Origin of the sequence: Puniceibacterium antarcticum (genome assembly GCF_002760615.1) — a bacterium.
In the GTDB taxonomy this organism is placed as follows: domain Bacteria; phylum Pseudomonadota; class Alphaproteobacteria; order Rhodobacterales; family Rhodobacteraceae; genus Puniceibacterium; species Puniceibacterium antarcticum.
This window is the reverse complement of the sequence record NZ_AWWI01000063.1, coordinates 19649-46495: the sequence shown is the minus strand read 5'-3', so window position 1 is coordinate 46495 and position 26847 is coordinate 19649. Positions and strand designations below refer to the sequence as shown.

Here is a 26847-nt window from a genome sequence, read left to right as displayed (position 1 = left end):
CGGCCCGCAGCGCCTGCGCAGGCGCATCATTGCCGCCGGTCTCCAGCGCATCGGCAGGCAGAAGCGCATCGCAGAACCTCTGATCGACAGCATTCTGCCCGCCGATCCATGTTTCGCGGTCGAGCATGTTTGCGAGATCCCCCGGATCGATCCCGGTGCGCGCGGCATAGATATCGACGGCCGTCGCGTCGAAAGGCTCAAGCCATTCGGCGACCTCGCGCAGGGCGTGGCGATCACCGGCCGACATAACCCATGTGTTATGGATCATCAGGAACCCGGCGCGCGCGATCCGCACCTCATCTCCGGCCATCGCGATCACCGATGCCGCCGAGGCGGCAATCCCGAGAATGTTGACCGTGACGCGCTCGGGATGCTCGCGCAGGAGGTTATAAATCGCGAGCCCCTCGAAATAATCGCCACCGGGCGAATTCACGTTGACCGTGACCGGGCGCGATCCAATGTTGCGCAGCGCCGCCGAGATCCGCTTGACGCTCACCCCATCGCCCCAGATATCGGCCCCAATCGGGTCGAGGATCGAGATCGAGGCGGCATCGTCCTCGCCCGCCGCGCGAACGTCCGGGCTCCACCGCTGCAGTGCCTTGTGGGAAATATCACTCGTGACACCAGGGCGCGCGGAAACGCGCACCCGTGGCAGGGTCTTCTTATCCATTGGGATCACTCCGCTCTTGTCAGTTGATCGAGGCCCGCCAGCGCGGTCTGCGCGGTCAATGCGTCCGCCGCCCCGCCGCGGCGCGGCAGGTTGAGCTTGTCGCGGCTTTCGTCGCGGCTCATGATCCCGTTTGTTGTCATCTTGGACAGGAAATCGCCCTTGGCCTTGCTGTCCATCTGCAGCATCGCCTCGCGATTCCATTCGGCGTACCACTTGCCGCGCTTGGCGAGCGGGATCAGATCGCGCGCGATCCGCTGTTCCATGCGCCGCAACAGCGGGTTGATGCCAAGCGTGAGCCAGGCGAGCATGATCGCCTCGACACCCGAGCCCCACATTGTCTGTCCCTGCCCTGCATGCCCGATCACGACAGGCGGCGTGCCGAACCAGCGGCACACATCCTCAACCTGAAACCGGCGGGTCTCCAAAAGCTGCGCATCCTCGGGATTGATCTGCAGCTGGCGGTACTTCAGCCCCGCCTCGAGCGTCATGATCTTTCCAGCCCTGTCGCTCGAGACGTAGGTTTGCAGGTGTTTTTGCAATTGTTCGCGCTGTTCAGGCGTGAGGGTGTTCTCGGATTCCAGAACCCCCGACGCCATCAACCCGTTGGCAAACACCCGCGCCGCCGTCTCATCCGCTGCAATGGCAGATCCGAGGCTCTGCACCCCGTACTTGATCGCCGACAGGCCGAGCCCGTCCCCCGCGCCAAAGCCCCGGATGTGAAACACCTTTTCGGGCGGCAGGACATAGCTGCGGCCGTTATCATACACCCGGTAGTTGAACCGACCGTCATCGCGCCGCTTGGGCGTGACATTGAACAGCGGGCGCAGGCCGACCAGGCGATTGCCGATATAGAGCTTTTCCGAATAGCCGTTGCCCTCGAGCAGAAGGGCCGCGCCATTGCCCTCCCAATATTCCATGGCGGTCTGATCCTGCCCCGGCGCAACTGTCAGGATCTCGGCTAGATCTGGCTCGATCCGAACCCGCGTGCCGTCGCTCTGCTTTTCATAGATCCCGAGCGGCAGAGATCCGACAAGCTGCGCATTTCCCTTCACACAGGACCATGCGGCCGAAAGCGACAGCGCCGATGTGCTCGAGACAGATTTACCGGCCTTGCTCACGCGCCCGAGGCTGCTCAGCGGATCGCCCCCGCCAAGGTTGACCCATCCGCTTTCCCCCTCAGACAGCGCCATCTGCAGCCCGAGCCGCGCGCCGTGCCAGGCGCCTTTCAGTGCCCGCCCGATCATGCCACCATCACCGGATTGTCGAGGAACCCGGAGAGATCCTTCTTTGTCGCCTCGGGATTGAGGCTCATCAGATACACAGCATCAAAAACCGCCATCAGCGGATCAATCTTGCCAGCGCCTGAAATTGCTTTCGTGACGATCACAGCGTTACCCCTTGCTTCCGTCTTGGCATTGCCGACGCACCAGCCCATGAGAGGCTGACCGGCGTGGCGCAGCGATCCATCAAAAAGCTTGCGCTCTGTGCCTTTGATCGCGCCGTTGAGCTTGTAGCCCTGCGTGACACTCGCGAGCGTGTCGTGCGGAATGCCCGCCACCTGCAGCGCGTCGACAATCGCCGCAACCCCCTCGGGATCAAGGCCGATGCCGCCCCGTTCGGGCAGCAGCCCCGCCTCGAACACCTGCAGCACGATGGCGACCAGCTCCTCGATATCCTGCGTCGGCGCCGTGCAGATCGTGAGCGCGTCCTCTTTGGCGAGATCCTGCAGGCGGGCGGCAATGCTTTTGCGCCGCTCGAGCACCACGGAATGGGCCCAGGCCGAACACCAGACCCGCCATTTTTTTGTGACCTTGTGCCGCCCGAGCACCGCGAGGCCGAGAAGGTCATCCATCCCGCCGCCGTCGATCCCGACCGTGCAGACCTCAGAGCTTGCCAGCAATGCGGCGAGATCCAGCTCGGGCTCGGCCGCCGCATCCCAATAAGTCCCGCCGATCCATTTTGAGAGGTGCGACCCCATGCCGAGCTGGATATTCAAATGCTGCGACGCCCACCGGGCGAGTTCCTCGGGACTGTCCTCGAGCGCCTTGTGATAATCGGGGATCAGCCGCTCGATTGTGATCGAACGCCCGAGATTGGGCAGGACCGCGCCCCAGATTTTAGGATTTTTCCAGGGCTCACCCTTGTCGGTCTGCAGCGCCTCGGGAAACTCATACAAAACCGGCAGCGTGCGCACATGCTCCGTCACCAGCCCATCACGCACCCGGCGCGCATATTCGAGCTCGGATTTGAACACCCCTTGCGGGATCTCCTCGCTCTGCGTCGTGATAAACAGCAGCAGCGAAAGCGGGTTTGTGATCATCCCGCCCCGGATCTGCCCGATCACCCGCGATGCAAAGTGCCGCGCCGCCATGACGTGCAGCTCATCCATGATCGCAAAGGCCGGAATGCCCCCGGTCACAACGGCCGGATCAAAACTCTTGACCTCGAGAACCGCATTGAGCGGCCGCCCGGTCTTGGGATCGGGAAAGAGATCCTTGATCTGCTTTCGATGCTCGATCACCTTAAAGCGTTTTCTGAGCCATTCATCGGCCTCGATCATCGCCGCCGCCTGCGCGAAACACGTCTCCGCAACCTTCTGCGTCGGCCCGATGATCACCCCCTCGATATTGGGCGTCGTGTTCATCTGCATCGCGACCAGGCCAAGTGCCGCGGCGTTGGTGGTCTTGGCGTTCTTTTTCGGCACCAGCGTGAAGATCTCGCCGACCTCGCGCGCGCCGGTTTGCTTGTTCACCGATCCGAAGGCGGCGCGCACGATATCCCGGATCCACTCGCCCGCCTCCTCGCCCATAGTGGGCTGGCCGGGAATGTCGGGGATCACCAGCTTGTCGAACAGCGCGACCGCGACCTCGGCGAGGTTGTCATCAAGATCGAGCGCCGGGATTGGTGTCTCGCCGCGCTGCAGCTTTGCCCACCAATCGGGACAGGCGAAATTCATTGCGGGCGGATCCGATCATAGAGATCACCATATTCGGCGTCCGGCTTTTGCGCACCCTCAAGCCGCTGCTCTTTCTTGCCAATCGGCGCAGGCACATCCTTGCCCGCCTGATCCTCTTGCGCCTTGCCCTTGGCTTTCGGCGCAGGCGGCGCTGTGCGATCCATGCGATCCTGCAGCGCGCGCAGGCTCGGCACATGGCCCTCACGCGTCCGGCGCATCAGCACGTCCAGGCACAGACCCTCGACAATCAGCGCACCGCCAGACAGCTCACGGGAAAAATTAGCGCGCAACGTCTTGGGATCGCACCCCAAAGCCTCGGCGATCCGCTCCTGAGACCAGTTTGCAGCCGCGCGAACAGCCACAAAGTCCTGATTTTCCTTGTTTTTCTTGAAGCTTGGGCGACCGCGACGATCCCGCAGAGGCTCAAGCGGATTGCCGAAAAGGTCCATTTCTACCGGCTGGCGCGAAATTTCATCTGTCATGGGAAAAAAAATCTCCGACTTAGAGCATCACAGGTCAGCAGGCGTGGGCTTTTCTGACTTTTGACCCACCCCCCCGTGGGGAGCGGACAGGATCAGGCGTGTCGCGCACGCTCTTGTTTCTGTTTTGCGCTGTCGTGCCAGGCCTTGCTGACCGCCTGCAGGTTATCCGCATCCCAGAACAGCGCCGGATCGCCCTTGTGTTCGCGGATGTGATCGCAGACCGGCGAATTGGGCGCGGGTTCCTTGCCGACCAGCGCAACGCCGGTTTGCTGGCAAACATAGCCCGCGCGGGCAAACACCAGGCGGCGCAGCTTTTGCCAGCGTTTGAGGTTGTACCAGGCGCGCCATGGTTTGAGGTGCGCGCGCTCACGCTCTTGCGCTTTCGTGTCACCGACCACGGTGCCGAGGCGCGGCTTTGGCGCCGAGAGGCGGCTTGGCATGGTTCTGAGACGCGCCATTAGGGCCTCGCTCAACAGTGATGATGGGATTTAAACGCGAAACGCCTGGCAGTGGTCTGATCCACTCCGGGCGCAATTCGGTCGAGCACCATATGTCAACAGATTGAGATATTCGTCAAGCGACTTTCTGGACGGCACCGGACCTTCGACACAGAGCGCATGAAGGTTCACGGACGCCGCATAAGGCCGAAGTTCGATATGGTAGCCTCAAAGGCCCTTCCCGGCCCAAAGCGGGCTCGGGGCCCTTGACTCGAATTTGCGATTACGCTCATTAAATCGCGAGCTTAGATCTCTTACTGCAGCATTGCGCGGTGCTGGGATTTACCCCATCGTTGGGGCAGGTGAACGACGGGGGTAAAAGGTGACCGAGGCGGAAAAGGCCTACGCCGAGGCTGAACGGCAGATCGAAGCGGCGCGAAAGGAGCAGGCAGAGAGCCTATCTTTTGATGATGAGGCTACCCAAGCGCTGACCACTCTGCCTGAGAGCATCGCGGGGCTCACCGCGCTGCGCTCTATTAATCTGGACAATACCCAAATCGCTGACCTAATGCCGCTCTCCGGCCTGACGGGTCTGACGCGACTGCGACTGAGCCATGCGGGCGTGACGGAATTGACGCCGCTCTCGCGCCTGACGGGTCTGACGGAACTGCAACTTGCAGGTACGAGAGTGACGGATCTGACGCCGCTCTCGCGCCTTAGGGGTCTGACGACGCTTGATCTGGAAGATACGAGCGTCACGGACCTGACGCCGCTCTCCGGCCTGATGGGTCTGACGACGCTTGATCTGGAAGATACGAGCGTCACGGACCTGACGCCGCTCTCCGGCCTGATGGGTCTGACGACGCTTGGTCTGGAAGGTACGAGCGTCACGGACCTGACGCCGCTCTCCGGCCTAATGGGTCTGACGACGCTTGGTCTGGAAGGTACGAGCGTCACGGACCTGACGCCGCTCTCGCGCCTGAAGGGTCTGACGAAGCTTGATCTGAGCCGGACAGACGTGACGGATCTGACGTTGCTCTCCAGCATGACGGGTCTGACGCGACTGCGACTGGACGGTACAAGCGTGAAGGATTTGATGCTGTTCTCCAGCCTGACGGGTTTGAGGGAACTGGGGCTTAACGGTACGAGCGTGATGGACCTGACGCCGCTCTCCAGCCTGACCGGCCTGACGACGCTTGATCTGGACGCTACGAGCGTAAGGGACCTGACGCCGATCTCGCGCCTGACGGGTCTGAATATGCTTGGTCTGAACCAGACGGGCGTGACGGATCTGACGCCGATCTCGGGAATGACGAGGCTGATGCGACTGGGACTTAACGATACAGGCGTGACTGATCTGACGCCGATCTCGCGCCTGACCGGTCTGATATGGCTGTGGCTGAGCGGAACAGGCGTGACAGATCTGACGCCGATCTCGGGCATGAAGCGTCTGACGGCCCTGAACTTGAACGGAACAGGCGTGACAGATCTGACGCCGATGACAAACCTTAAAGAAATGCATTGGCTTGAAATAGACCGTACGAGGATCACAGACCTGTCCCCATTGCGCAGCTTGAGTCAATTGAATGATCTGCACCTTAACAGATCAGCCGTTATTGACCTTCGGCCTCTTTTGGGACTGGATCGTCTAATCGACGATCCGGCCACTATCGATGGGGGGCTGCAATTTAGGGGCTGCGCTGCTTGCGCTGCAGACCCAAGGATCCGAGAGATTTCAGAGATTGAGGGCGACAGTAGCCGCGCCAGTGCTCTTTTCGAATACCTGAAGGACTGGGTGCCGCCGGGACTGCAGATACCGGCGGCATCACCTGCACCGCTCATGGTGAAGATAGAAGACGGTCGCATGCGGCGCACCGGGTCCGGCGAATTGCCGGAAAACGATGCGATGACACGCGCCGAAATGGGTTGGGCGGCACTCAAGGCCTATCGCGACAGTTTCGGGGCCAGCTTCAACGTCCATAACTACGCGCCGCTGCTCGCTGTGATGTCCGCCTTCGACGCTGCGATGGGCGAGGCCTTCGACCCGCAGCGGATGATCTTGATCGGGGTTATGGGCACCCGGATTGTCAATTTGTCTGGCGACCTAAAGTTTCTCGACTCTTTGCCCGACGGGGCCGAGACTGATCTTCAGGGATTTGCGGCGCAGATTTCCATCTTCCTCAATCGCTTTCCCGATTGGGTGACATACCTCGAAGAGGCCGAGGCGAATGATGCGACCGCCGATGCGGTCAAGGCGGAGCGTGCGGCTTTTGTCGACCTCAATGCGGCGCTGACCGAGACCGGCATGGTCGAGAACAAGGTAACCGAGGAATTCGCCGCCGAAATCGCCGTCGCCTTAGGCGATGATGCGGATACCACAGCGGCAAAAGGGCTTACGGCATCGACGCGCGAACTCGTGCGCGAGTTATCCGAGGCCGCTGTTGAAGAGGTCAAGACCGGGCGGATTGCCCGAAAGGATGTCGAGGACATGAACCAGATCGCAGATGGTGAATTTGCCAAACTCAGGTTTTGGACTTACGGCTGGCCTTTGGTGGTCTTGAAGCGCAAACAGGCTTCGCTGCGACGGCTAGCAAACCGGTTCCCCGCGCGACTTGGTTGGCTCGGGCCTGTCCTTGATTACTTGATAGGTGCGGACGAAGATCAGTAAGTCTGATAGCCCCCCTCCTGCACCTTCAGAATCGCAGCATTTCTGACCGTCTAGTCTAGTTACTCTGAACCGGCTTTCCCCGCACTTTGCATGGATCGCGTTCACGAAATGTGCTACGCTCTACGAATTCTGCTTTCTGCGCTTTTATGCCGTCTGCCGGGCCAGACTCTAACAGCCGTTTTTCCGTTTCCAGATGCGATCTAGTTCAACGACGTGACACGACGATCAGCTTTGCTAGGCGTCTGACATACGCCATGGCGCTGCCGGTGGCATCTGCTCGGTGACTTCGAACGCAGTGAGGCCGCCATAGACACGGAACGTGTCCCGCAATTCCAGCAGCGCGCCCCACCAGGCAAGGTAGTCCCGGCGCGCCGCCGCGATCTCGCGCCCGGTATTCACGTAAGTCACGGGGCAAACGGTCAGATCCACGCGCCGCAGGCCCTTGCGCCCCATCACTTCGACGGATCCGGCCACGTCTGTCTTTGCAAAGTCACCGTGTTTGCACGACCGCCAGGCAACTGGCACGCAGCGCGGCCGCTCATCCTGGTGCCAGTCAGGCGTCAGCCCGGAACGGGCAAGCTCGGCAATCCAGAGCGCCACGCGCCGCCCCCCATGCCCCTGCGGTAAGGCTGCCAGCGCAGAGGCAACGGCATCGGCGTCCGGATGCGGTTCAGACCGCCCCCCGCCATCGACACGACAGCCAAGGCGGGCGCGCTCGATCATGATGTACTCCATCCCCACGCCCGGCGGCGCAGTGCCGGACGTCGATGCCAGTTCATCAAAGTCGAGCGAGGCAAACTCGCGCTGAAAGGCCCAGCACAGCAATTGCTCAATCGATGCCCGCGTGCGCTGATTGCCGCGCCCCGGCCGCACCGATGCAGGAATACGCGCGTGCATCATGCCGCATCCTCCGCTTTGCAATCCATGACAGCCTCGACACGCGCCGTGATCTGCGCCACCAGCGCAAGCCGCGCCATGTCCTGCGGGTCGAGACTGCCGCGTTCGGCCAGCAGCTGGGCCAGCCGGCGGTCAGCCGCTGCCGCATCACGAATGCGGCGGTGCTCGCCATCATTCAGCGGCGGGCGGTGGTGACGCGCGAAGAATTCAAATTCATTCACCAGCACACCCTGCAACCGGGCGCGCGGGCCCTCGACAGACCGGAACCAGCTGACCAGGTTCGGCAGTTCCTCGATCGGGCGTTCGCATACGACATGGGCGAAGCTCAGAATCGGGCCGCGCCGCAGCCATTCCTTGCGCAGTTTGCCCTGCCCCTTGGCCCGCAGCATTTGGAACAGCGTGGCCAGATCATGATCGCTGAGATAGGCCAGATCATCGCAGAGCTTCACCAGCTCCGCCACCCACAGGTCCGCCTTGATCCCACTCGGGCGCTGGTATCCCAGATCGTCCAGTGGCGAGATCAGGAGACGCCTGACCCGGTCCCGGTTCGTCTCTTTCCGTACGGCTTGTTCGGTCATGGTCACCTTCCCTTTTCTCAGCATGCCTGATTTCGGTCTGTCGCGACGCTTGTGTCTGCGCGCCGCAACCTGTCTTTTCGTTTCCTGTCTTTTCCTGTGGTTGCAGACAGATAGATTTCAAATGTCGGTCACATGTCTGTCTATCTGTCCGGACATGTCCGTATCTGTCCGCAGACACATACGGACATGTCTTCAGGAAGTGGGTGGTTTGCGAAAGAACCCGGCACAGACCTTTTCAAGGCAGGCCTGAATCGCGCCGTGCAGCTGGTCCTGCGTTCTTTTCTTGTTGCCCTCGGCCTCCATCGCCTCGCGGATGTGCGCATCGACCCAGCGCACCTGCGCGGGGTCCATCGCAATCGCGGGCGCCAGCCCGGCCAGCGTTTCCGCCAGGCGCACCAGCCGCCGCTGGGTCGAGGCGCCGTCGGTGCGGGCCGAGTTCAATTCCTTGCGGCTCAGCGCGTTGATCACCACACGCGTCACCGTATCGTGCATCAGGCGGACATCCCCATTGTCACAGACACACCGCTTCCAGCCGTAGAGGACGCCGAACTTGAGATCCGCAAGGGCCGAGAAATGCAGAGGATCGACCGGCGGCTGCACCATGCGCGCCAGACGGGTATGATCCACCGGCAGCGTGCCGACCGGCGTCTGTTCATGCGCCTGCTGCACCAGGTCAAACCAGATCCCCTTGATCTGATGATCCGTATTCCAGCGGAACTCGCTCTGCAGAAAGCGCCGGAATTCCCAGGTCAGGAATTCGTGACTGTCGAGCCGGACAGAATGCGAGATCGGGTATTCCGGCAAATCCGCGACGTCGACGATTGAGGGAACGGCCCGTATGTTCATAGCTTGCATTCCAATTCATTCAGTGGGCAAAAGTCCGACCGCCCTGCCCCCGAAACCTTGGGCCGCGCGCGAACGGGGCACGGATCACACCAAAAGGTCATGAAGATCCTCAAAGGACGCGCCCGCCCCGGGCGTGGGGGGCGAGGCGCGGAGGCGTGTGGTCCAGCCCTTGCGCGCGCAAACGATACCGATCCGGCGCCGATCCACGTCCAGCGCCAGCGCCAGGTCGCCGATGCTCACGTCCCAGGCGCGCGGCTTCGCGTACCCCCAGATCCGATAGGCCAGCGCCTCGGCGCACGGGGTCAGCGGCGCGCGCCTCATAACCACCACCGCAGCGCATCATCGACAAGCGTCAAAGCCAGCCAAATAACCGCAACCAACGCCGCCAGGCACAGCAGAATGATAATCCAGTCCGAGCCGATCATGACCGCCCCTCCGTCACCGGGCCGCGCATGATCGTCCACCACACGAGAAGAACGCCGATCGCGTAACAGGCGACATCCCAAAGGCTGTCCAGCATCACCCAAACGGCGAACCCGGCCAGCGGAATGTCGAAAAATATTTCCTTGGCAATCAACAGGCTGACGATGCCCCAGACCACCCTGCCCGACACCTGCAGGTGGAACCGCAGCACCGCCAGCACCGTGCCAATGGCAAAATGCGCCAGCGAATTGGCCCCCCAGACCTGCACCCAGCCCGCGACCATGTCACAGGCCGCATCTCGTGCGTCCGACGTCACAAACGCCATCATTTCTGATTCAAAGCTCACGACCGCCCTTTCCTCTGGCCAATCATGGCGGCCACGTCCTCGCGCGACCGGCCATCCAGTGTCATGATTTCCATTGTTTTCCAGATCCCGAGGATCGTACCGACCACCAGCACATGCTCGAACGCCGGGCTCGAGTCGCATTTCAGCCAGTTTTCCGCCTGCCGCTTGCTCACACCACAGGACTTCGCAGCCGCCTCGGCAATCTCGCCCGGCGTGTTCCCCGGAAAGGCCGCGACCATCATCACCGCGAACCTCGCCCGGGCGTAATCGCGCGACTCGACACGGTTCGCTTCGAAAGATTTTGCACGCCCGTCGCGGTAAACTGATCCCGACTGGAACAGCATCTGAAAGCAGAGACGGAGTGAAGATGGATCGATCAGGCTCACGCGGCATCATCCTGCCGGATGTCGACGGAAACCAAAGTGGAGGGAGTGAGGTCGGAAAAACTGAACAAACTAGAGTGCGGCGGAGGCAGACCCTTTTCGGCAGAAAGCTCGCAACAAGCCTTGTAGAGCTTTGGCGGTAGGTGCCCGCTCGTCAGATGCGAGTGCATGGTCGTAGACGCTATGCCGAAGCGCGCAGCCACCTCCCGGTAGCCACCCAAAGCATCGATATACTGGCGCGGTGTTTTGTACATGTGGCGCAACATGGTCCGAATTATTCAGACCGTCAACAGTCCGAACGATTTCAGTTCCAAAATTTCGGACCACAAATAATTGTCACCCCATGACACACGATGAACTTGAGAAGCTATTTCGCCACGGCGACACATCAAATGAGGCCTTAAGGGTCCGCCTTATTGCAGCTCGTCGCGCCGTTAACCTGGAGCAAAAAGAGGTCGCCGACGCTACAGGGGTAGCTAAGCAGACTTACCACTCTCAAGAGGCAAGGGGTGCTCCATCAATAAAAACAGGCCGATATTTTTACCGAGCGCACCGAATAGACTTCAATTACCTGCTTTACGGCGATTTTGCGCAGCTTCCGAATGACGTTGTGGAAAGCCTGACCCAAGCCCTCGCCTCGCAAAACGCGTAGTAGGATCGAACAGCCAGTTCAGATCGACCTTCACTATCTTCATTACTCGCACCACCAGGCGAAGCATCACCGATTCTCCAATGTTCCCGTTTCATTCTACATAAACACCAAGGCGCGTTAAACCGCCTGAGTGCAAAAGTCCGAATTATTCGGTCTTAAGAGTTGACCGGTCCTATTTTTTCGGACAACTTGCCAACCATCATCTTTGATGGAGGCCCCGATGAACCAGACCCATTACGCCACGCTCGCAGCCGCCCGCTGGCTTGCGACCCACCCTCAGGATCTTGACCTGGACCCTGCCCTGATGGCCGATGCGTTTGCCCAGCTTGTTGAGGCTCGCGGGGGAAAGGTTAATTTCCAGACCCTCGGCGCACCACGCCACCGCGTCGGTACCCCGCCGCTCTGCCCACGGCTGGCAAAGACAGACATGCCCCGCCTGCGCCTGGTCGCGGGCAATCCGGTAATCGACACAATGCTCGCCGCCCGCCCCGCCACGCTGGCCGCCATAGCGCGCTACCGCGCCACGAACACCGGCACCAGTCCGACCGGCGGTGACGCCGCATGAGCCCCGCTGAACACAACCTTTTTTCCGGCTGCATTACTGATCTAGCGTTGCAGACCGCCACCAAAGCGCAATGCGCCGACGACATCTTCGGCGTTGTGTCGGTAGCAAGTGATGGCAGACCGAACTTTGCCGTGCCCCACATGCTCCGTCAGCACGCGAATTGGCAAGAATGCTGGTGGATTATTACAGCCTCAGCACGCCGCCCGATCTGCGCAATAATCGATGGCCATGCAACAGGATTGGACTTCGGCAGCCGCATTGGCCGTCGAATATTGGGGCGTTATAAGCTCACCTCTTGCAAGGCACCATTGGTACCCACGGCCAACACAAGTCCGGCGGCGAACTGATGCCTCCCACGCGCCTTCTCCAAATCAAACACGCCGCTGAGTTGCTGGGCGTGCCGTTAGCTTCTTTGCGCACGGCAGCGGATGCGCACGGCAAAACAATTATCATGGGTCGCGCTGTGCGGCTCCATCCCGATGACCTTGAGGAGTTAATTGACCTATGCCGCGCCAAGCCAAAGGCCCCCGCCTGTACCGGCGGGAACAGAAAGGACGTCCAAGTGTCTGGGAAATCAGAGACACAGGCGGCACGCGCATCTCGACCGGCACAGATAGCCGCGACGATGCTGAAAAGGCCCTCGCAGCCTACATCGATCGGAAACACCGGCCGAGTGGTCCAGTTGCCCCGGCAGACATGAGCATAAGCATGTGCCTGGCAATTTATGCTGAGGAGCACGCGGTCCACGTAGCAGCCCCAGAACGCATAGGCTACGCCATCGAAGCACTGGATGCCTTCTGGCGTGATATGCCCGTTTCAGACATCAAAGGCGTCACGTGCCGTCGCTACGCCACGCACCGGGCGAAGTCGGCTGGCACCGTTCGTCGTGAATTGGGGACTTTGCAAGCATCGATCAACCACTGCCACCGCGAGGGATATCTGACGGCCGCCCCCCTTGTAACGCTGCCTCCAAAAACAGACCCGAAAGAGCGTTGGCTGACGCGCCAGGAAGCAGCCTGGATGCTGCGCGCAGCTCGATGCCTGCGTGTGGATGGCCGGCACCTCGCAGACTTCATTCTGCACGGGCTTTACACCGGGAGCAGGAAAGCAACCATCCTTGCAATGCACATCGACAAACCTTCGATCACGGGGGGCCATGTCGATACAGTTAACGGCGTCCTATACCGCAGACCCCAGGGCAAAACGGAAACCACCAAACGGCAGCGCCCTGCCCGCCTGCCAGCACGATATCTCGCACACCTCCGCAGGCAGTCGGCAAACGGACGCAGCTATGTCGTGCAGGACAACAAGGGGCGGCGCGTCGCAAATATTCGTAAGGGCTGGGCACGTGCGATCCTTTTGGCCATGAAGATGGCTGCGGAAAAAGGAATCGTGCTGGATCTATCCGACGCCACACCGCACGTTCTGAAACACACGGCGATCACTTGGGCTTTACAGCGAGGCGCATCAGTCTGGGATGCCGCTGGCTATTTTTCTACATCTGTCGAAACGATCCAGCGAGTGTACGGACATCACAGCCCGGACTGGCAAAAGAGCGCTGTAGACGCCATGGATAGGCGCTGATTCAGCGCCAATTCGCACCCAAAACGCACCGTACATATATGGGAAAATCCATAAGATGTTGATTTAATGGTGCACCCGACTGGATTCGAACCAGTGGCCTCTGCCTTCGGAGGGCAGCGCTCTATCCAGCTGAGCTACGGGTGCCTTAAGCGGCGTCATAGGGCAAAGAGACGCCGCTCGCAATCACAAATCTGAGGCTTTTTCCTCAGGCAAACAATTCATGTGCAAGTTCCAGCGCGTCGATCAGCACATCCACCTCTTCTAGCGTGTTATAAAGGCCGAAAGAGGCGCGGCAGGTCGCTGTCAGGCCCAGATGATCCATCAGCGGGCCTGTGCAATGCTGCCCGGCGCGCACCGCGACACCCTTTTTGTCGAGGATGGTCGAGATGTCATGCGCATGGGCCGCACCGTCGAGTGTGAAGGAAAAAATTGCCGCCTTCTGCGCTGTCGTGCCCTGCACCTGCAACCAGTTGAGCCCGTCCAGACGACTGCGCGCATAGTCCCGCAGGGTCAACTCATGGGCGGCGATACTCTCCATCCCCAGACCCATCATATACTCCAGCGCCACGCCCAGACCGATGGTCTGCACAATGCCCGGTGTGCCCGCCTCGAACTTCATCGGCGGATCGGCCCAGGTCACCTCGTCCTTGTGAACCTCGCGGATCATGTCGCCCCCGCCAAGGAAGGGGCGCATTTCGGCCATGCGGTCCTTGCGGATATAAATCGCGCCAGACCCAGACGGGCCATAAAGCTTGTGACCGGTGATGGCGTAGAAATCGCAGCCGATGTCCTTGACGTTGACTGGCATGTGCACGGCGGCTTGTGAGCCATCAACCAGCACCGGCACGCCCTTGGCACGGGCGCCATCGCAGATCGCCTTGACGTCCACAACTGTGCCCAAAACGTTGGACAGGTGCGATATGGCGACAAGTTTGGTTTTGGGGCCGATGGCGTCGATCACCGCCTGCGGGTCCAGATATCCGGTGCTGTCCACATCGACCCATTTCAGCACGACCCCCTGCCGTTCGCGCAGGAAATGCCAGGGCACGATGTTGGCGTGATGCTCCATCACCGACAACACGATCTCGTCTCCCGGTTCCATCCGGGGCATGGCCCAGCCGTAAGAGATCAGGTTGATGCCCTCGGTCGTGCCGGAATTCAGGACGATCTCCTCCTCGTCAGGCGCGCCCAGAAAGCGGGCAATCACGCCCCGGGTAGATTCGTATTTTTCCGTCGCAAGGTTGGAAAGGTAGTGCAACCCACGGTGAACGTTGGAGTATTCTTCGGAATAGGCGCGGGTGATCGCGTCGATCACCACCTGCGGTTTCTGCGCAGAGGCGCCGTTGTCGAGATAGACCAGCGGCTTGCCGTTCACCTGACGGCTGAGGATCGGAAAGTCCCTGCGGATTTCGGTGACGTTATACATATCCGTTCAGTCCCATTGTCGTCGCCCCAATCAGGGACAAAAGAAAAGCAAGGCCAAGTGCGGCACCAGCCACCCCAAGCAGCATCACCGAAAGCCCGCGCATCAGACTGCCAAAGCCATGCGCCTCGTCCAGGAAATGCACCAGGATCCAGACCCCGGTCGCCGAGGCCGCAACCACCAGAAGCATCGAAAAGCTGACGTTGAGCGGCACAAGCATCAGCATGGCAATCTGCACCAGCACCCGCAGCCCCTGCATCCAGATCAGCAGCAGGGCGATATCCTCGATCCGGGCGGTGCCGCCCAGGGCGCGACCGGCAAAGGTCAGCGCCACGATGGTCAGCGCCAGCGCTGCGCCAAGGGCCAGCATGAACAGCGTCGGGCTGATCATCGCAAACTCGTCAGTGCCAGTGTCTGCCATCGGCATCGTCAGGCTCGACAGGCCAAAGATCAGCGCGTTCAGCACCACCACCAGCGCGAAGCCCAGCAGCAACGCTTCGCGGCCAGGCCGCAACGCCAACAGCAGGCGCGCCACATCGCGCGGCGCCACGACAGTTTGCCAGGCCAGCTGCAAGAGAGCTGCCGGAGTCATGCCGAAAGCCCCGCGCTGGAACGTTCCGACGCGACAAGACAGCTGATCCAGAACCACAGAAACACGGCGCACCAAATCGCCCCCACAAGGTTGAGCCCCGGACCCGGGCCAACAAAGCCCGCCACCAGACCGTTCAGCAGCATCAACGGCATTGCCGCAAGCAAGCTCCAGAACAGGGCCAGCCGCGCGCTGAACCAGCTGCCGGTGCCACCAAAGACCTTGGCAATCAGATGGCTGAACGCAGCCAGCCCATAAAGCAGCAGCGGCGCCAGAAAGATCCAGCCGAACAACGCCCCGGCGAGCAGTTCGTTCAGCTCGCTGCCTTGCAGATAGGCCTTGCGCGACAGCGCGGGCCACTGCGACACAAAGACCAGCGCACAAGCGGCCATCAGGGTCGCAAGCGCACGGTCCTCACGCGGACCAGAGGCCAGCTTGCGCCGCATCACGGCCCCCGGCCCCCGATACATGGCCACGATATCGCGTGTCACAGCCACCTGTCAGCCGCGCCGCCGCAAGAGCCAGCCTTCGATGCGGGCGTTGATCTCATCCGCCAGCGTCTGATCCTCGATCTCCATCACCGCTTCGGCCAGAAAGGCGATGGTGAGCAGATCGGTGGCCAGTCCATGCGGCACGCCGCGCGAGCGCAGATAGAACAGCCCCTCTTCATCGATCGCACCCGAAGTCGAGCCATGCGAACAGGCGACGTCATCGGCATAGATCTCAAGTTCCGGCTTGGCGAGGAATTGGCTGTCGCCGTCCAGAAGCAGGCTCTGGCTGATCTGATAGCCGTCGGTCTTTTGCGCGCCCGGCTTGACCAGGATCTTGCCCTGAAACACGCCGGTCGCGCCGTTGCGCAACACCTTCTTGAACACCTGACGGCTTTCGCAGTTCACGGCGTCATGGGTGATGAAGATCGTGTCGTCATGGTGAAAATCGCCATCCCCGACGCAGGCACCGGCCACATGGGCCTGTGCGTCATCGCCGGTCAGTTCGACAATCACGTCATTGCGGGTCATCACGCCGTTGACGGTCAGCGTGAAGCTCTTGAAGAGCGATCCAGACCCGAGCCGCGCAAAGATATGCGTTGCGGCGCGGCGTTCATGGTCACGCCCTTGCGCGCGGACATGATGGAACCGTGCTGTGTCGGCGACGTCCACTTCCATCACCTTGTTAAAGCGGGCCGCTGCCGGGCCGTTTTCCAGCAGGGTCATTTCCGCGCCCGCATCTAACTTAATCACATGGTGCAGCATCGCATCGGAAGTCTCTGATTCATGGGTATAAATCAGGTTCACCGGTTTGCTGACCTTGCCGGTCACATGGATCAGCAGACCATCATTCGCAAAGGCGGTGTTCAGTGCCGCGAGCGGGCGGTGCACCGGCGTCTGGCCACTGGTTTCCAAGGCGCCATAGAGGTCCTTGGCCCAATGAATATCCGCTTTGCTGTCGGCAAGCCGCTCGATGCTCAGCCCCTCAAGGCTCAGATCGTCTGACGCTTCGGCATCAAACACGCCATCGACAAAGACCAGCTTGAGCCGGTCGATATCGTCAAACAGCGGCGTGTCTTCGCCTTCAAACACGGCGGCCCTGGGTGCCTCGGCCTGGGTCAGCGTATCGGGACGGGTGTATTTCCAGTATTCATCCCGCCGCGTCGGCAGGCCCATCAGCCGCAGCCGGGACAATGCATCACTGCGCGCCGCGTCCGACCAGCCGCCTTTGGGCAGATCGAGGGAAGCGATACGCTCCTCGGTCAGATCCAGTTTTGCTTGCGGCAGGGCCATTACGCCTCCTCCGACTTGATATCTGCATAGCCGTTGTTTTCGACCTCAAGCGCCAGCTCTGGGCCACCGGTTTTGATGATGCGGCCTTCGGACATGATGTGCACAACGTCCGGTTTGATGTGATCCAGCAGGCGCTGATAGTGCGTGATCACAAGGAAGCCGCGACCTTCGGAGCGCAGCGCGTTCACGCCATCAGCCACCAGCTTCATCGCATCGACGTCCAGACCGGAATCCGTCTCGTCCAGGATGCACATCTTCGGCTCGAGCATCGCCATCTGCAGGATTTCGTTGCGCTTTTTCTCGCCACCCGAAAAGCCGACATTGACCGGACGTTTCAGCATCTCGGCGTCGATCTCCAGATCCTTGGCCTTGGCCCGGATCACCTTGAGAAATTCACTCGACGACATTTCCTCTTCGCCGCGCGCCTTGCGCTGCGAATTCACGGCGGTGCGCAGGAAGGTCATGTTGCCCACGCCGGGAATTTCAACCGGGTACTGGAACGCCAGGAACAGGCCCGCTGCGGCGCGCTCTTCCGGGTCCATGTCCAGAATGTTCTTGCCCTCAAGCGTCGCAGAGCCTTCGGTCACTTCATATCCGTCGCGGCCCGACAGCACATAGGACAGCGTGGATTTCCCCGACCCGTTCGGCCCCATGATCGCATGCACCTTGCCGGCCTCGACCGTCAGGTTCACACCCTTGAGGATCTGCTTGTCCTCTTCTTCAAGTTTCACGTGCAGGTTCTTGATTTCCAACATGTTTCGTCCTCTTTCACTCGTTTTGTCGCACGCCTCGGCATGCCGTCAATTTCATATGTCGCCACGACCGCACCAGCGGTCAGATCTGTATCTTCAGTCGATCACCACAGCCGTGCCCGAAACGGACACCATCAGCATCGAATCTCCCACGACCTCGTAATCGATATCCACACCGACCACGGCATTGGCCCCCTTGGCCGCCGCGCGCTGTTCCAGCTCGCGCATCGCGGTGTCGCGGGCATCCTGCAACTTGGATTCATAGGCGCCCGACCGTCCACCGACGATATTGGTGATCGAGGCAAAGAAATCACGCACGATGTTCGCGCCCATGATCGCCTCGCCCACCACGATGCCCTTGTAGGCGGTGATCCGGTGCCCTTCGAGGCTGTTTGTCGTCGTCAGGATCACCTCTGCATCCCCATGTACGTTATGAGCATCATGAAACAAAGTCCCACCAGCGCCGCCGCGACAGAGGTCAGTATGACCGATTCGGCCAGCAGCCCTTCGGTCTTGCCCTTGCGACTGCGAATACTCAGCCCGATCAGACAGCCGAGGAGGACGCCAACGCCTACCCCAGCCGATTTCATGAAAAGATACATCAGCATGCGCTGGCCCCTGATCCTGGCAGCAACCGGCGCTTAGCCGACCGAGCCTTCAAGCGAGATCGCCACCAGCGCCTGCGCTTCCATGGCAAACTCCATCGGCAGCGCCTGCAGCACTTCCTTGGCAAAGCCGTTGACGATCAGCGCGACCGCCTCTTCTTCGCCGATGCCCCGCTGGCGGCAATAGAACATCTGGTCATCGTCGACCTTGGATGTTGTCGCCTCGTGTTCGACGCGCGAGGAATTGTTGCGCACCTCGATATAGGGCACCGTATGCGCACCGCACTTGTCCCCGATCAAAAGGCTGTCGCACTGGGTATAGTTGCGGCTTTCCTTGGCCTTGGGGTGCATCGACACAAGTCCGCGATAGGTGTTCTGCGCCACACCCGCGCTGATGCCTTTGGAGACGATCCGCGACTTGGTCCGCTTGCCCAGATGCACCATCTTGGTGCCGGTATCGGCCTGCTGGTGGTTGTTTGTGATGGCGATCGAATAGAATTCGCCCTGTGAATCGTCGCCGCGCAGGATGCAGGACGGATATTTCCAGGTCACGGCAGAGCCGGTTTCGACTTGGGTCCACATGACCTTGGCCCGGTCGCCCCGGCAATCGGCGCGCTTGGTGACAAAGTTGTAGATGCCGCCCTTGCCGTTCTCATCGCCCGGATACCAGTTCTGCACCGTGGAATATTTCACCTCGGCATCTTCCTCGATGATGATCTCGACCACAGCCGCATGCAGCTGACTGATGTCACGCATCGGCGCTGTGCAGCCCTCAAGATAGCTCACATAGCTGCCCTTGTCGGCGATGATCAAAGTCCGCTCAAACTGGCCGGTGTTTTCGGCATTGATGCGGAAATAGGTCGACAGCTCCATCGGGCAGCGCACCCCCGGCGGGATGTAGACAAACGAACCATCAGAAAACACGGCCGAATTCAGCGTCGCATAAAAATTGTCCTGCACCGGCACAACAGAGCCGAGGTATTTCTTGACCAGCTCGGGATGTTCGCGGATCGCCTCAGAGATCGAACAGAAGATCACCCCGGCCTTCTGCAGCTCTTTCTGGAAGGTCGTGCCGACTGAAACGGAATCGAACACCGCATCCACGGCGACCTTGCGCTCGGGCTCCTTGCCATCGGCGGGCACCGCATCAGCGCCTTCGACACCGGCCAGAACCATCTGTTCTTTCAGCGGAATGCCCAGCTTCTTGTAGGTTTCCAGCAGCTTGGGATCAACATCATCCAGCGACTTGGGCTTTTCCGCCATGCTCTTGGGGCGGGCATAGTAATACTGGTCCTGAAAATCTATCTGCGGATAGTCGACCATCGCCCAGTTGGGCTCTTTCATCTTGAGCCAGCGCTCATAGGCGCCCATGCGCCATTCGGTCATCCATTCCGGCTCGTCGTTGTTCTTGGAAATCAGCTTGACGATATCGGGGGACAGGCCCTTGGGCGCATAATCCATCTCGATATCGGTGTTCCAGCCGTATTTGTATTTGCCACCGACCTGCTGGACCTTGTCCACGGTCTCCTGATCGACGCCGTCCTTGACGATGACATCGCTGTCGCGTGTCGGATTGTCCAAAGCTGTCATGTCAGACCTCTCTTTCGTGTTGGTCACGCGGTCCGCGCGAATTTCGTTTTTGTGGCGCAGCTGCGCCTGTGTCTTGTCTCACGCGGCCCGCGCGCGGAATTTGTCGTGGTGACGCAGCCATGCCTCGGCAAAGCGCATCACATCGTCCTGCGTCGTCTGCGGCCCCAGACTGACACGGATTGCACCGCTCGCCGTTGCCTCGTCATATCCCATCGCCCGCAGCACCCGGCTTGAACGCACCTTACCACTGGAACAGGCGCTGCCGGCACTGACCGCGAAACCGGCAAGGTCCATCTGCATCACCTGCGTCTCGCCCTTCCAGCCCGGCACGGCCAGACAGCAGGTGTTCGGCAAACGACGCACAGCATTCCCGACAAAAATAGTCTCCCCTGCGCCAGCCGCAATGGTCTTTTCTAGAATATTTCTAAGTTCGCCCACCCGGTCCCAGACACCGGCGTCCAGATCCGCGGCCGCGGCCGCCGCGGCCGCGCCAAATCCGGCAATCCCGATGACATTTTCGGTCCCCGACCGGCGGCCCATTTCCTGCCCGCCGCCCCGGATCTGCGCGGCAAGATCTGTGCCGCGCTTGACAACCAGCGCGCCAATCCCCTTGGGCCCACCCAGCTTGTGCGCCGAAATCAGCGCCATCTGGCAGTTCGCCCAGTTAAAGGCAAAGGGCAGCTTGCCAAAGACCTGCGTCGCATCGATCACGGCCAGACCCGTGGGCAGATCCTGCACCACGCCGGTCTCGGAATTCGCCGCCTGCAACACCGACAGCGCCGGATCAGTCACGCTGACCACGCCATTTTTGTCCACTGGCAAGACCGGATCGACCCAGGCCACAACCGCGTCATGCTCCACATCCGCACCCTGCAGCCCGCGCCCCGCGCAAGCCAGCGCCGCCGCCTCCGTCGCGCCAGAGACAAAGATCACATCCGCCCCATCCGCGCCAAACGCCGCCGCGACCTGCGCACGCGCCGCCTCGACCAGCGATTTCGCGCCGCGCCCCTCGGCATGGACCGAGGACGGATTGCCCGCGACATCCATCGCCGCAATCATCGCCGCGCGCGCCTCGGCGCGCAACGGTGCCGTGGCATTCCAGTCGAGATAGACCCTGCTCACCGCCACGCCCCCTTCATCTGTCCAAAAATATCCCAGAGAGCACGAGAGACAGCGTCTCTCGTATCGCGCCAGCGATCATGCCTCTTCATCCACAACGTCATCCACCACAGCGAACAGACCCGGCACCGCCGGACAGGGCACAAGGGCGTTTTCCACCACATCCGACAGTCGCGTCTGGTGCAGGAAAACGTAAACATGCGCCGACAACCCCTGCCACAGCCGGTTGCTCAGCGATTGCGCGCGGCTGCCCGACAAGCCGCCAGAGACGCCTGCACCCTTGTGCATGGCATCCACCGACTCGTCGACCGCCGCCAGAATATCGACCACGCGGATCTCCTGCGTCGCCCTGGCCAGCCGATAGCCTCCCCCCGGACCCCGCACCGACGCGACAAGCTTGGCGCGCCGCAGCTTGACGAAAAGCTGCTCAAGATAGGGCAACGAAATGTCCTGCCGCCGCGCGATATCGCTCAGCGTCACAAGGTCCCCCTTGGGCTGCAGTGCGATGTCCACCAGCGCTGCCATCGCATATCGTCCCTTGGTACTCAGCTTCACGGCCCGCTCCCTTTTTCTAACCACATACCCGGGCGACAAAACGCGCCCGCCGATGCGACCGATTGACCTTGGCCGCATCTGGGCCTATCTGCCTCGGATGCGCATCCCGGAACAACCCGGATTTAGAACCGTTCTAAGGTGCTTGAGAGAATTCGTCAAGAATTCCCGGCACTGTTAAGGAGCTTACCTGCCCCATGCCCGAGGTCATTTTTCCAGGACCCGAAGGCCGCCTCGAAGGCCGCTATCATCCGCAAAAAGATCGTGACGCCCCGATTGCAATCGTGCTGCACCCGCACCCGCAATTTGGCGGCACGATGAACAACAAGGTTGTCTATAACCTGCATTATGCCTTTTACAACATGGGCTTCACCGTGCTGCGGTTCAATTTCCGTGGTGTCGGGCGCAGCCAGGGCGAATATGATCAGGGTGTGGGCGAGCTGTCCGACGCCGCATCGGCGCTCGACTATCTGCAGTCGATGAACAACAATTCCAAACATTGCTGGGTCGCCGGTTTTTCGTTCGGCGCCTGGATTGGAATGCAGCTGCTCATGCGTCGGCCGGAAATCACCGGATTCGTTTCGGCAAGCCCGCCCGCCAACATGTATGACTTTTCCTTCCTGGCACCCTGCCCGGCTTCTGGGCTGATCATCAACGGCACCAATGACCGCGTGGCACCGCCAGCGGACACCCGCACGCTGGTGGGAAAACTCAAGGAACAGAAGGGCATCACCGTCACCCATGAACAGATCGAAGGATCAGGCCACTTCTTTGAAGAGCCGCATATGGGCACGATGATCGGTACAGTGACCGATTACGTCAAACGCCGCCTGACCGAATCAACCCGCTGATATCAGCGGCTGCAGAACAGAGGCGCCAGATGAGCTCTGCGGATCGTATCACCGCCCAGATGGCCTTTCTCAACGAAGCTGACCGGCTCAAGTCGGTCAGCCGCGCCACCACCCTCGCGGATGGATCCCGCCCGGAAAATTCCGCTGAACACAGCTGGCATGTGGCGCTTTATGCGCTGGTGCTGGCGGAACATGCCCCCAAAGGCGTTGATGCCAGCCGGGTGATCCGCATGCTCTTGCTGCACGATCTGGTCGAGATTGATGCAGGCGACGCGCCGGTTTTTGGCGATCACGACACAGCGGCTCTCGAAGCCAAGGAAAGCGCCGCCGCCACGCGGCTGTTTGGCCTCTTGCCCGGCGATCAGGGCAATGCGATGCGCGCGCTCTGGGATGAATTCGAAGCGAATGAAACCCCCGACGCCCGCTTTGCAAAATCGATTGACCGCTTCCAGCCGCCCAACCAGAACCTCGCCTCGAACGGCGGATCCTGGATCACCTATAACGTATCCTATGATGCGATGGTGGCACGCGTCGGATCAAAGATATCCAATGGCGCGCCAAATCTCTGGAACTGGCTGCAACCGCGCGTTTCGGATTTTTTCGCACGGATGCGCTGAACCACCCTGCACCCTGCGGTCAGACCCCACTCCAGCCCCGCATCTTGCCCTGCGAATCCGGAAAGAAAAAAAACATAAAACGGCGTGAAAATACCCGGCGGCAGTCATGCCGTGGCGGTAATGCTGGCCAAGACAATCCCAGTGTCCATGGCGTCGCGTCCAACCGGACATCAGCCGCACCGCAAAACCGGGACAACGCGCGCATCGCCCCGGGCTTGTTGTTTTGCACAGCTGATCGACAGCGCGCGATGCTGACGTCTGTTCAGGCAGCGGTTCAGGCCGTTTCCTGCAGCTCACGTACCGTGCGGCCGTATCCACCCGAGGCCACATAGGCCTGCTCATTGCGGGTCAGTCCGCGCGACAGCGCTTCGTTGCGGGTCGGGAATCGACCGAACTGGCGGATCACCTCGCGATGGGCACGGGCGTGCAGCAGGTTGTCACCGCCCGCATTCGGCATGCGTTCGTGCATCAGGCGGATGCAGCGATCCTGATCGCTCAGGTTTTCGGAATGCATCAGCGGCAGATAAAAGAACTGCCGCGCCGGTTCGTCGATCTTCAGATCCCAGCCCCGGCTGATCGACTGCTTCGCCACCGCAAGCGCCACGCTGTCCGAGGCAAAGCTTTCCCCGGATCCGCGAAACATGTTGCGTGGGAACTGATCCAACAACACAAGATAGGCCAGTGCGCCAGCCGGATAGGTCAGCCAAAAGCCATACCTGCCCTCCATCGCGCTGCGCCAGGTTTCGTCGAACCGGCTGCGCACCGTGGCGTCCAGCTCTGGATCGCTCTTGTACCAACCGCTTTCCCCGACTTCGTCGAGCCAGAATTCCAATATCTGTTCGGGCGTCACTTTGGACCTCCTCCTGCACCTCTGCGCCAACAATCCAAGAAGGTTACCTTTGCAAACCTGCGCTTGGACAGTCACTTTTCATGTCAAAATAACACCATTTCCCGTTCCCGCGGCTTCAGGCCGCCGCATCCCGGGCTTCTTCTGCCGCATCCCGTTCCTCTTCGGCCGCCTCGGCCTGTTCGATGGCATATTCCTGCGCCACGGCCATCGCGATGGGCGACCCTGTCGGCGACAGCGGCGGCATGACACCGGTCGTTTCGACCGCAGGCGCCGGACGGCGCGTCATGCGGTAAAGCGCATAAAAGGTCAGCGTGATCATCAGCGCCGCGATCAGCATGAAATACCCAGACGGGCCGACCTGCTGCATCACCCAGCCGGTGATCAGCGGGCCCGAAATTGCCCCAAGCCCGTTGATGAACAGCAGCCCCGCCGAGGCACTTGCCATATCCTCTGTCGCAAGGAAGTCGTTGGTATAGGCCGCCAGCAGCGAATAAAGCGGATTGGACGCGCCCCCGATCAGGAAGGCCGCGCAGAGCAGCACGTAAAAATGATCCTCAACCATGACCGCGGCAAGCGCCGCAGCACCGCCCACGGCGGCGATGATCGTCACCAGACGCCGCCGGTCCATCCGGTCGGACAGATAGCCCAGCGGATATTGCATCAGCATTGCGCCCACATAGAAGGACGACACGAAAAGTGAGATCTGCGGCAGCGTCAGCCCCGCTTCTGTGCCGTAGACGGCGGACATGCCGAACTGTGCTGCAAACACGCCGCCCAGCAGAAACATGCCGACGCACCCCAGCGGAGAGGTGTGATAGAGCTGGATCAAGCTCATCCCCTTGGTCGTCTCAAACGCCGGGGTCGGGCTGATCGACAGCAGGATCGGTGCAAAGGCGATGGAAACCAGCACCGACGGGATCACGAACAGCAGGAAACCGCTGGGATCGGGAATCAGCAGCAGGCCCTGTGCGGCGATAATCCCCACGGTCTGCACGATCATGTAAAGTGACAGCGCCTGACCCCGGTTTTCATTGCTCGCCGCATTGTTCAGCCAGCTTTCCGCCGTCACATAGACGCCGCAGAAACAGAACCCGATGGCCACACGTCCCACAGCCCAGACCCAAGGGTTGGGCCAGGCGGGATACAGGATGATGACGGCGGAAATGAACGATCCCAGCGCCGCAAAGACCCGCACATGACCAACGCGGCGGATCATGGCCGGCGTCAGGCGAGATGCAAACAGGAAGCCAAGGAAATAGGCCGACATGACAACCGACATCTGAAAGGCGGAAAACCCTTCGGCCCCGCCGCGCACCCCCAGAAGCGACCCTTGCAGACCATTGCCGAGCATCAGCAGCAGCATTCCCAGCAGCAATGCCCAGGAGCTTCTCAGAACTTGCAGCATAGTGCTCTCCAATTCCTTCGGCGGGGTGTAAAGCTTACCCTAGGACCTCACCTGTTAAAATCCCGCTTGCCAACGACATTTGGGGGCGTCTTCACGTCTGTGGCCTCTGGTGTCAATGACCCCACCGGCGTCAGTCCCCCAATACCGGCAAGGAGATGCCGACAAAGCCATTAGGCGCGGGCGGGCAGCAGCAGCGACGCATCACCATAGGAAAAGAAGCGGTACTCCTCTGCAATGGCATGGGCATAGATGTCCCGGATCCGCTCGGCACCCATCAGCGCCGAAACCAGCATCATCAGCGTCGATTTCGGCAGGTGGAAATTGGTCATCAGCGCATCCGCCATGCGGAACTCGAATCCCGGGTAGATAAAGATATCCGTCTCGCCCCGCCAGGGGCCGAACCCGTCGCGCGCCGCTGTCTCGATCAGGCGCAGCGCGGTGGTGCCCACGGGGATGATCCGCCCGCCTGCAGCCTTGGTCGCCAGAATCTCCTGGGCGGCCTGCACGGACACCTCGCCCCATTCGGCATGCATCTTGTGGGTGGTCACATCCTCGACCTTGACGGGCAGGAACGTTCCAGCGCCCACATGCAACGTGACATGGGTGAAGGTGACGCCGTGCTGCTCCAGCGCCGCGAGCAGCGCCGCGTCGAAATGAAGCGACGCCGTCGGCGCAGCAACGGCGCCGGGGTTGCGCGCCCAGACCGTCTGATAATCCTCCTTGTCGCGGGCATCCGCCGGGCGGCGGGCGGCGATATAGGGCGGCAGCGGCATCGCCCCGGCCTCGGCCAGAGCGGCGTCAAAATCCTCGCCCATAAGGTTGAAGCGTAAGAGCCCCTGACCATCCGCCCGCGCAACCAGCGTGGCGGACAGGGCATCGGAAAAGGTGATGACCTCGCCGTCGCGGATACGCTTGAGCGGTTTGAGCAGCGCGGCCCAGCAGCCGTTCGCGCGCGGCTCCAGCAATGTCACCTCGATGCGCGACTCCGTCTCCCCCTCTGGCCCGGCGCGGCGGCGCAGACCGGACAAGCGCGCGGGGATAACCCGCGTGTCGTTCAGCACCAGCCGGTCACCGGGGCGCAGCCAGCGGGTCAGATCGCTGACCACCGCATCGCTCATCACATCCCCTTCGGCCACCAGCAGCCGCGCCGAAGAACGCGGGCTCGCGGGCCGGGTGGCGATCAGCCGTTCGGGCAGATCGAAATCGAAATCCTGTAGCTTCATGGG

At 61.0% G+C, this 26847-nt stretch carries 31 protein-coding genes and 1 tRNA gene; 7 read left to right on the top strand and 25 right to left on the bottom strand.

Translation table 11 applies throughout. The annotated features are described in order from the left end of the window. The 5 genes from P775_RS09355 to P775_RS09335 form a co-directional block, all read right to left on the bottom strand. Window positions 1-670 (bottom strand): head maturation protease, ClpP-related (locus P775_RS09355; protein ID WP_099910745.1); only part of this gene is annotated, 670 nt, incomplete at its 3' end. Window positions 671-675: 5 nt separating this feature from the next. Next, the gene (locus P775_RS09350) at window positions 676-1914 is read right to left on the bottom strand and encodes a phage portal protein (protein WP_099910744.1); all 1239 of its coding nucleotides are present in this window, start codon (window positions 1912-1914) and stop codon (window positions 676-678) included. Then, entirely contained in the window at window positions 1911-3626 is a 1716-nt protein-coding gene (locus tag P775_RS09345; RefSeq protein ID WP_099910743.1) for a terminase large subunit, read from the bottom strand. The genes P775_RS09350 and P775_RS09345 overlap by 4 nt, the downstream gene beginning before the upstream one ends. Beyond that, window positions 3623-4108, bottom strand: a complete 486-nt coding sequence (locus P775_RS09340) for a hypothetical protein (RefSeq protein WP_099910742.1) — start codon at window positions 4106-4108, stop codon at window positions 3623-3625. The genes P775_RS09345 and P775_RS09340 overlap by 4 nt, the downstream gene beginning before the upstream one ends. A 92-nt stretch (window positions 4109-4200) precedes the next feature. Then, a complete protein-coding gene (locus P775_RS09335; protein WP_099910741.1) occupies window positions 4201-4566 on the bottom strand; it encodes an endonuclease in 366 nt (121 codons plus the stop codon). Window positions 4567-4927: 361 nt separating this feature from the next. On the opposite strand from P775_RS09335, the gene P775_RS09330 reads away from it, so the two are divergent. Then, complete coding sequence (locus tag P775_RS09330) at window positions 4928-7213, top strand: leucine-rich repeat domain-containing protein (RefSeq protein WP_099910740.1); 2286 nt, start codon at window positions 4928-4930, stop codon at window positions 7211-7213. A gap of 234 nt (window positions 7214-7447) precedes the next feature. Here the strand turns inward: P775_RS09330 and P775_RS09325 are convergent, their stop codons facing one another. The 6 genes from P775_RS09325 to P775_RS09300 form a co-directional block, all read right to left on the bottom strand. After that, window positions 7448-8113, bottom strand: a complete 666-nt coding sequence (locus P775_RS09325) for a hypothetical protein (protein ID WP_099910739.1) — start codon at window positions 8111-8113, stop codon at window positions 7448-7450. Then, window positions 8110-8688, bottom strand: a complete 579-nt coding sequence (locus P775_RS09320) for a hypothetical protein (RefSeq protein WP_143520852.1) — start codon at window positions 8686-8688, stop codon at window positions 8110-8112. Before P775_RS09320 ends, P775_RS09325 begins: the two co-directional genes overlap by 4 nt. Window positions 8689-8880: 192 nt before the next feature. Then, window positions 8881-9534: a hypothetical protein gene (locus P775_RS09315; protein ID WP_245875619.1), complete on the bottom strand. Its 654-nt coding sequence runs from the start codon at window positions 9532-9534 to the stop codon at window positions 8881-8883. 84 nt (window positions 9535-9618) lie between these two features. Then, window positions 9619-9864 carry a hypothetical protein gene (locus P775_RS09310; protein WP_143520851.1) on the bottom strand — a complete coding sequence of 82 codons (246 nt, stop codon included), beginning with the start codon at window positions 9862-9864 and terminating at the stop codon, window positions 9619-9621. A 91-nt stretch (window positions 9865-9955) separates the two neighbouring features. Further along, a complete protein-coding gene (locus tag P775_RS09305) occupies window positions 9956-10303 on the bottom strand; it encodes a hypothetical protein (RefSeq protein WP_099910735.1) in 348 nt (115 codons plus the stop codon). Next, the gene (locus tag P775_RS09300; protein ID WP_099910734.1) at window positions 10300-10689 is read right to left on the bottom strand and encodes a hypothetical protein; all 390 of its coding nucleotides are present in this window, start codon (window positions 10687-10689) and stop codon (window positions 10300-10302) included. Before P775_RS09300 ends, P775_RS09305 begins: the two co-directional genes overlap by 4 nt. Before the next feature lie 340 nt (window positions 10690-11029). Here P775_RS09300 and P775_RS09290 point away from each other — a divergent pair, with 340 nt between their 5' ends. The 4 genes from P775_RS09290 to P775_RS09280 all read left to right on the top strand — a co-directional run bounded on the left by P775_RS09290 (window position 11030) and on the right by P775_RS09280 (window position 13487). Next, window positions 11030-11338 carry a helix-turn-helix transcriptional regulator gene (locus P775_RS09290; RefSeq protein ID WP_099910732.1) on the top strand — a complete coding sequence of 103 codons (309 nt, stop codon included), beginning with the start codon at window positions 11030-11032 and terminating at the stop codon, window positions 11336-11338. A gap of 220 nt (window positions 11339-11558) precedes the next feature. Then, window positions 11559-11903, top strand: a complete 345-nt coding sequence (locus tag P775_RS09285; RefSeq protein WP_099910731.1) for a hypothetical protein — start codon at window positions 11559-11561, stop codon at window positions 11901-11903. Further along, complete coding sequence (locus tag P775_RS27535) at window positions 11900-12250, top strand: hypothetical protein (RefSeq protein ID WP_143520850.1); 351 nt, start codon at window positions 11900-11902, stop codon at window positions 12248-12250. The genes P775_RS09285 and P775_RS27535 overlap by 4 nt, the downstream gene beginning before the upstream one ends. 361 nt (window positions 12251-12611) lie before the next feature. Continuing rightward, entirely contained in the window at window positions 12612-13487 is an 876-nt protein-coding gene (locus P775_RS09280; protein WP_245875618.1) for a tyrosine-type recombinase/integrase, read from the top strand. A 67-nt stretch (window positions 13488-13554) separates the two neighbouring features. On the opposite strand, the gene P775_RS09275 is transcribed toward P775_RS09280, so the two are convergent. The 11 genes from P775_RS09275 to iscR all read right to left on the bottom strand — a co-directional run bounded on the left by P775_RS09275 (window position 13555) and on the right by iscR (window position 21901). Beyond that, window positions 13555-13631 (bottom strand) — tRNA-Arg (locus tag P775_RS09275). Window positions 13632-13692: 61 nt separating this feature from the next. After that, window positions 13693-14913, bottom strand: a complete 1221-nt coding sequence (locus tag P775_RS09270; protein ID WP_099910729.1) for a cysteine desulfurase — start codon at window positions 14911-14913, stop codon at window positions 13693-13695. Beyond that, on the bottom strand, window positions 14906-15502 hold the full coding sequence (locus P775_RS09265) for a YIP1 family protein (protein ID WP_099910728.1): 597 nt from the start codon (window positions 15500-15502) through the stop codon (window positions 14906-14908). Before P775_RS09265 ends, P775_RS09270 begins: the two co-directional genes overlap by 8 nt. Further along, window positions 15499-15996, bottom strand: coding sequence for a YIP1 family protein (locus P775_RS09260; RefSeq protein ID WP_099910727.1), 498 nt, complete (start codon window positions 15994-15996; stop codon window positions 15499-15501). The genes P775_RS09265 and P775_RS09260 overlap by 4 nt, the downstream gene beginning before the upstream one ends. 3 nt (window positions 15997-15999) lie before the next feature. Next, window positions 16000-17280, bottom strand: coding sequence for a SufB/SufD family protein (locus P775_RS09255; RefSeq protein WP_099910726.1), 1281 nt, complete (start codon window positions 17278-17280; stop codon window positions 16000-16002). Beyond that, the gene (sufC, locus tag P775_RS09250) at window positions 17280-18035 is read right to left on the bottom strand and encodes a Fe-S cluster assembly ATPase SufC (protein WP_099910725.1); all 756 of its coding nucleotides are present in this window, start codon (window positions 18033-18035) and stop codon (window positions 17280-17282) included. The genes P775_RS09255 and sufC overlap by 1 nt, the downstream gene beginning before the upstream one ends. Before the next feature lie 93 nt (window positions 18036-18128). Beyond that, on the bottom strand, window positions 18129-18443 hold the full coding sequence (locus P775_RS09245) for a heavy metal-binding domain-containing protein (protein WP_099910724.1): 315 nt from the start codon (window positions 18441-18443) through the stop codon (window positions 18129-18131). Then, complete coding sequence (locus P775_RS09240; protein WP_099910723.1) at window positions 18440-18640, bottom strand: hypothetical protein; 201 nt, start codon at window positions 18638-18640, stop codon at window positions 18440-18442. The genes P775_RS09245 and P775_RS09240 overlap by 4 nt, the downstream gene beginning before the upstream one ends. 33 nt (window positions 18641-18673) lie before the next feature. Continuing rightward, window positions 18674-20227, bottom strand: a complete 1554-nt coding sequence (gene sufB, locus P775_RS09235) for a Fe-S cluster assembly protein SufB (protein WP_099910722.1) — start codon at window positions 20225-20227, stop codon at window positions 18674-18676. A gap of 78 nt (window positions 20228-20305) precedes the next feature. Next, complete coding sequence (locus tag P775_RS09230; RefSeq protein WP_099910749.1) at window positions 20306-21349, bottom strand: cysteine desulfurase family protein; 1044 nt, start codon at window positions 21347-21349, stop codon at window positions 20306-20308. A gap of 75 nt (window positions 21350-21424) precedes the next feature. Then, the gene (gene iscR, locus P775_RS09225) at window positions 21425-21901 is read right to left on the bottom strand and encodes a Fe-S cluster assembly transcriptional regulator IscR (protein ID WP_099910721.1); all 477 of its coding nucleotides are present in this window, start codon (window positions 21899-21901) and stop codon (window positions 21425-21427) included. 194 nt (window positions 21902-22095) lie between these two features. Here iscR and P775_RS09220 point away from each other — a divergent pair, with 194 nt between their 5' ends. Then, window positions 22096-22749 (top strand): alpha/beta hydrolase, encoded by a 654-nt coding sequence (locus P775_RS09220; protein WP_099910720.1) that lies wholly within the window; start codon window positions 22096-22098, stop codon window positions 22747-22749. 29 nt (window positions 22750-22778) lie between these two features. Continuing rightward, window positions 22779-23366 (top strand): HD domain-containing protein, encoded by a 588-nt coding sequence (locus P775_RS09215; RefSeq protein ID WP_099910719.1) that lies wholly within the window; start codon window positions 22779-22781, stop codon window positions 23364-23366. A gap of 274 nt (window positions 23367-23640) precedes the next feature. Here the strand turns inward: P775_RS09215 and P775_RS09210 are convergent, their stop codons facing one another. The 3 genes from P775_RS09210 to queA form a co-directional block, all read right to left on the bottom strand. Continuing rightward, window positions 23641-24216, bottom strand: coding sequence for a DUF924 family protein (locus P775_RS09210; RefSeq protein ID WP_099910718.1), 576 nt, complete (start codon window positions 24214-24216; stop codon window positions 23641-23643). A gap of 115 nt (window positions 24217-24331) precedes the next feature. Continuing rightward, window positions 24332-25621 (bottom strand): MFS transporter, encoded by a 1290-nt coding sequence (locus P775_RS09205; RefSeq protein ID WP_099910717.1) that lies wholly within the window; start codon window positions 25619-25621, stop codon window positions 24332-24334. Window positions 25622-25791: 170 nt separating this feature from the next. Continuing rightward, entirely contained in the window at window positions 25792-26844 is a 1053-nt protein-coding gene (gene queA, locus P775_RS09200) for a tRNA preQ1(34) S-adenosylmethionine ribosyltransferase-isomerase QueA (protein WP_099910716.1), read from the bottom strand. Window positions 26845-26847 lie beyond the last annotated feature (3 nt).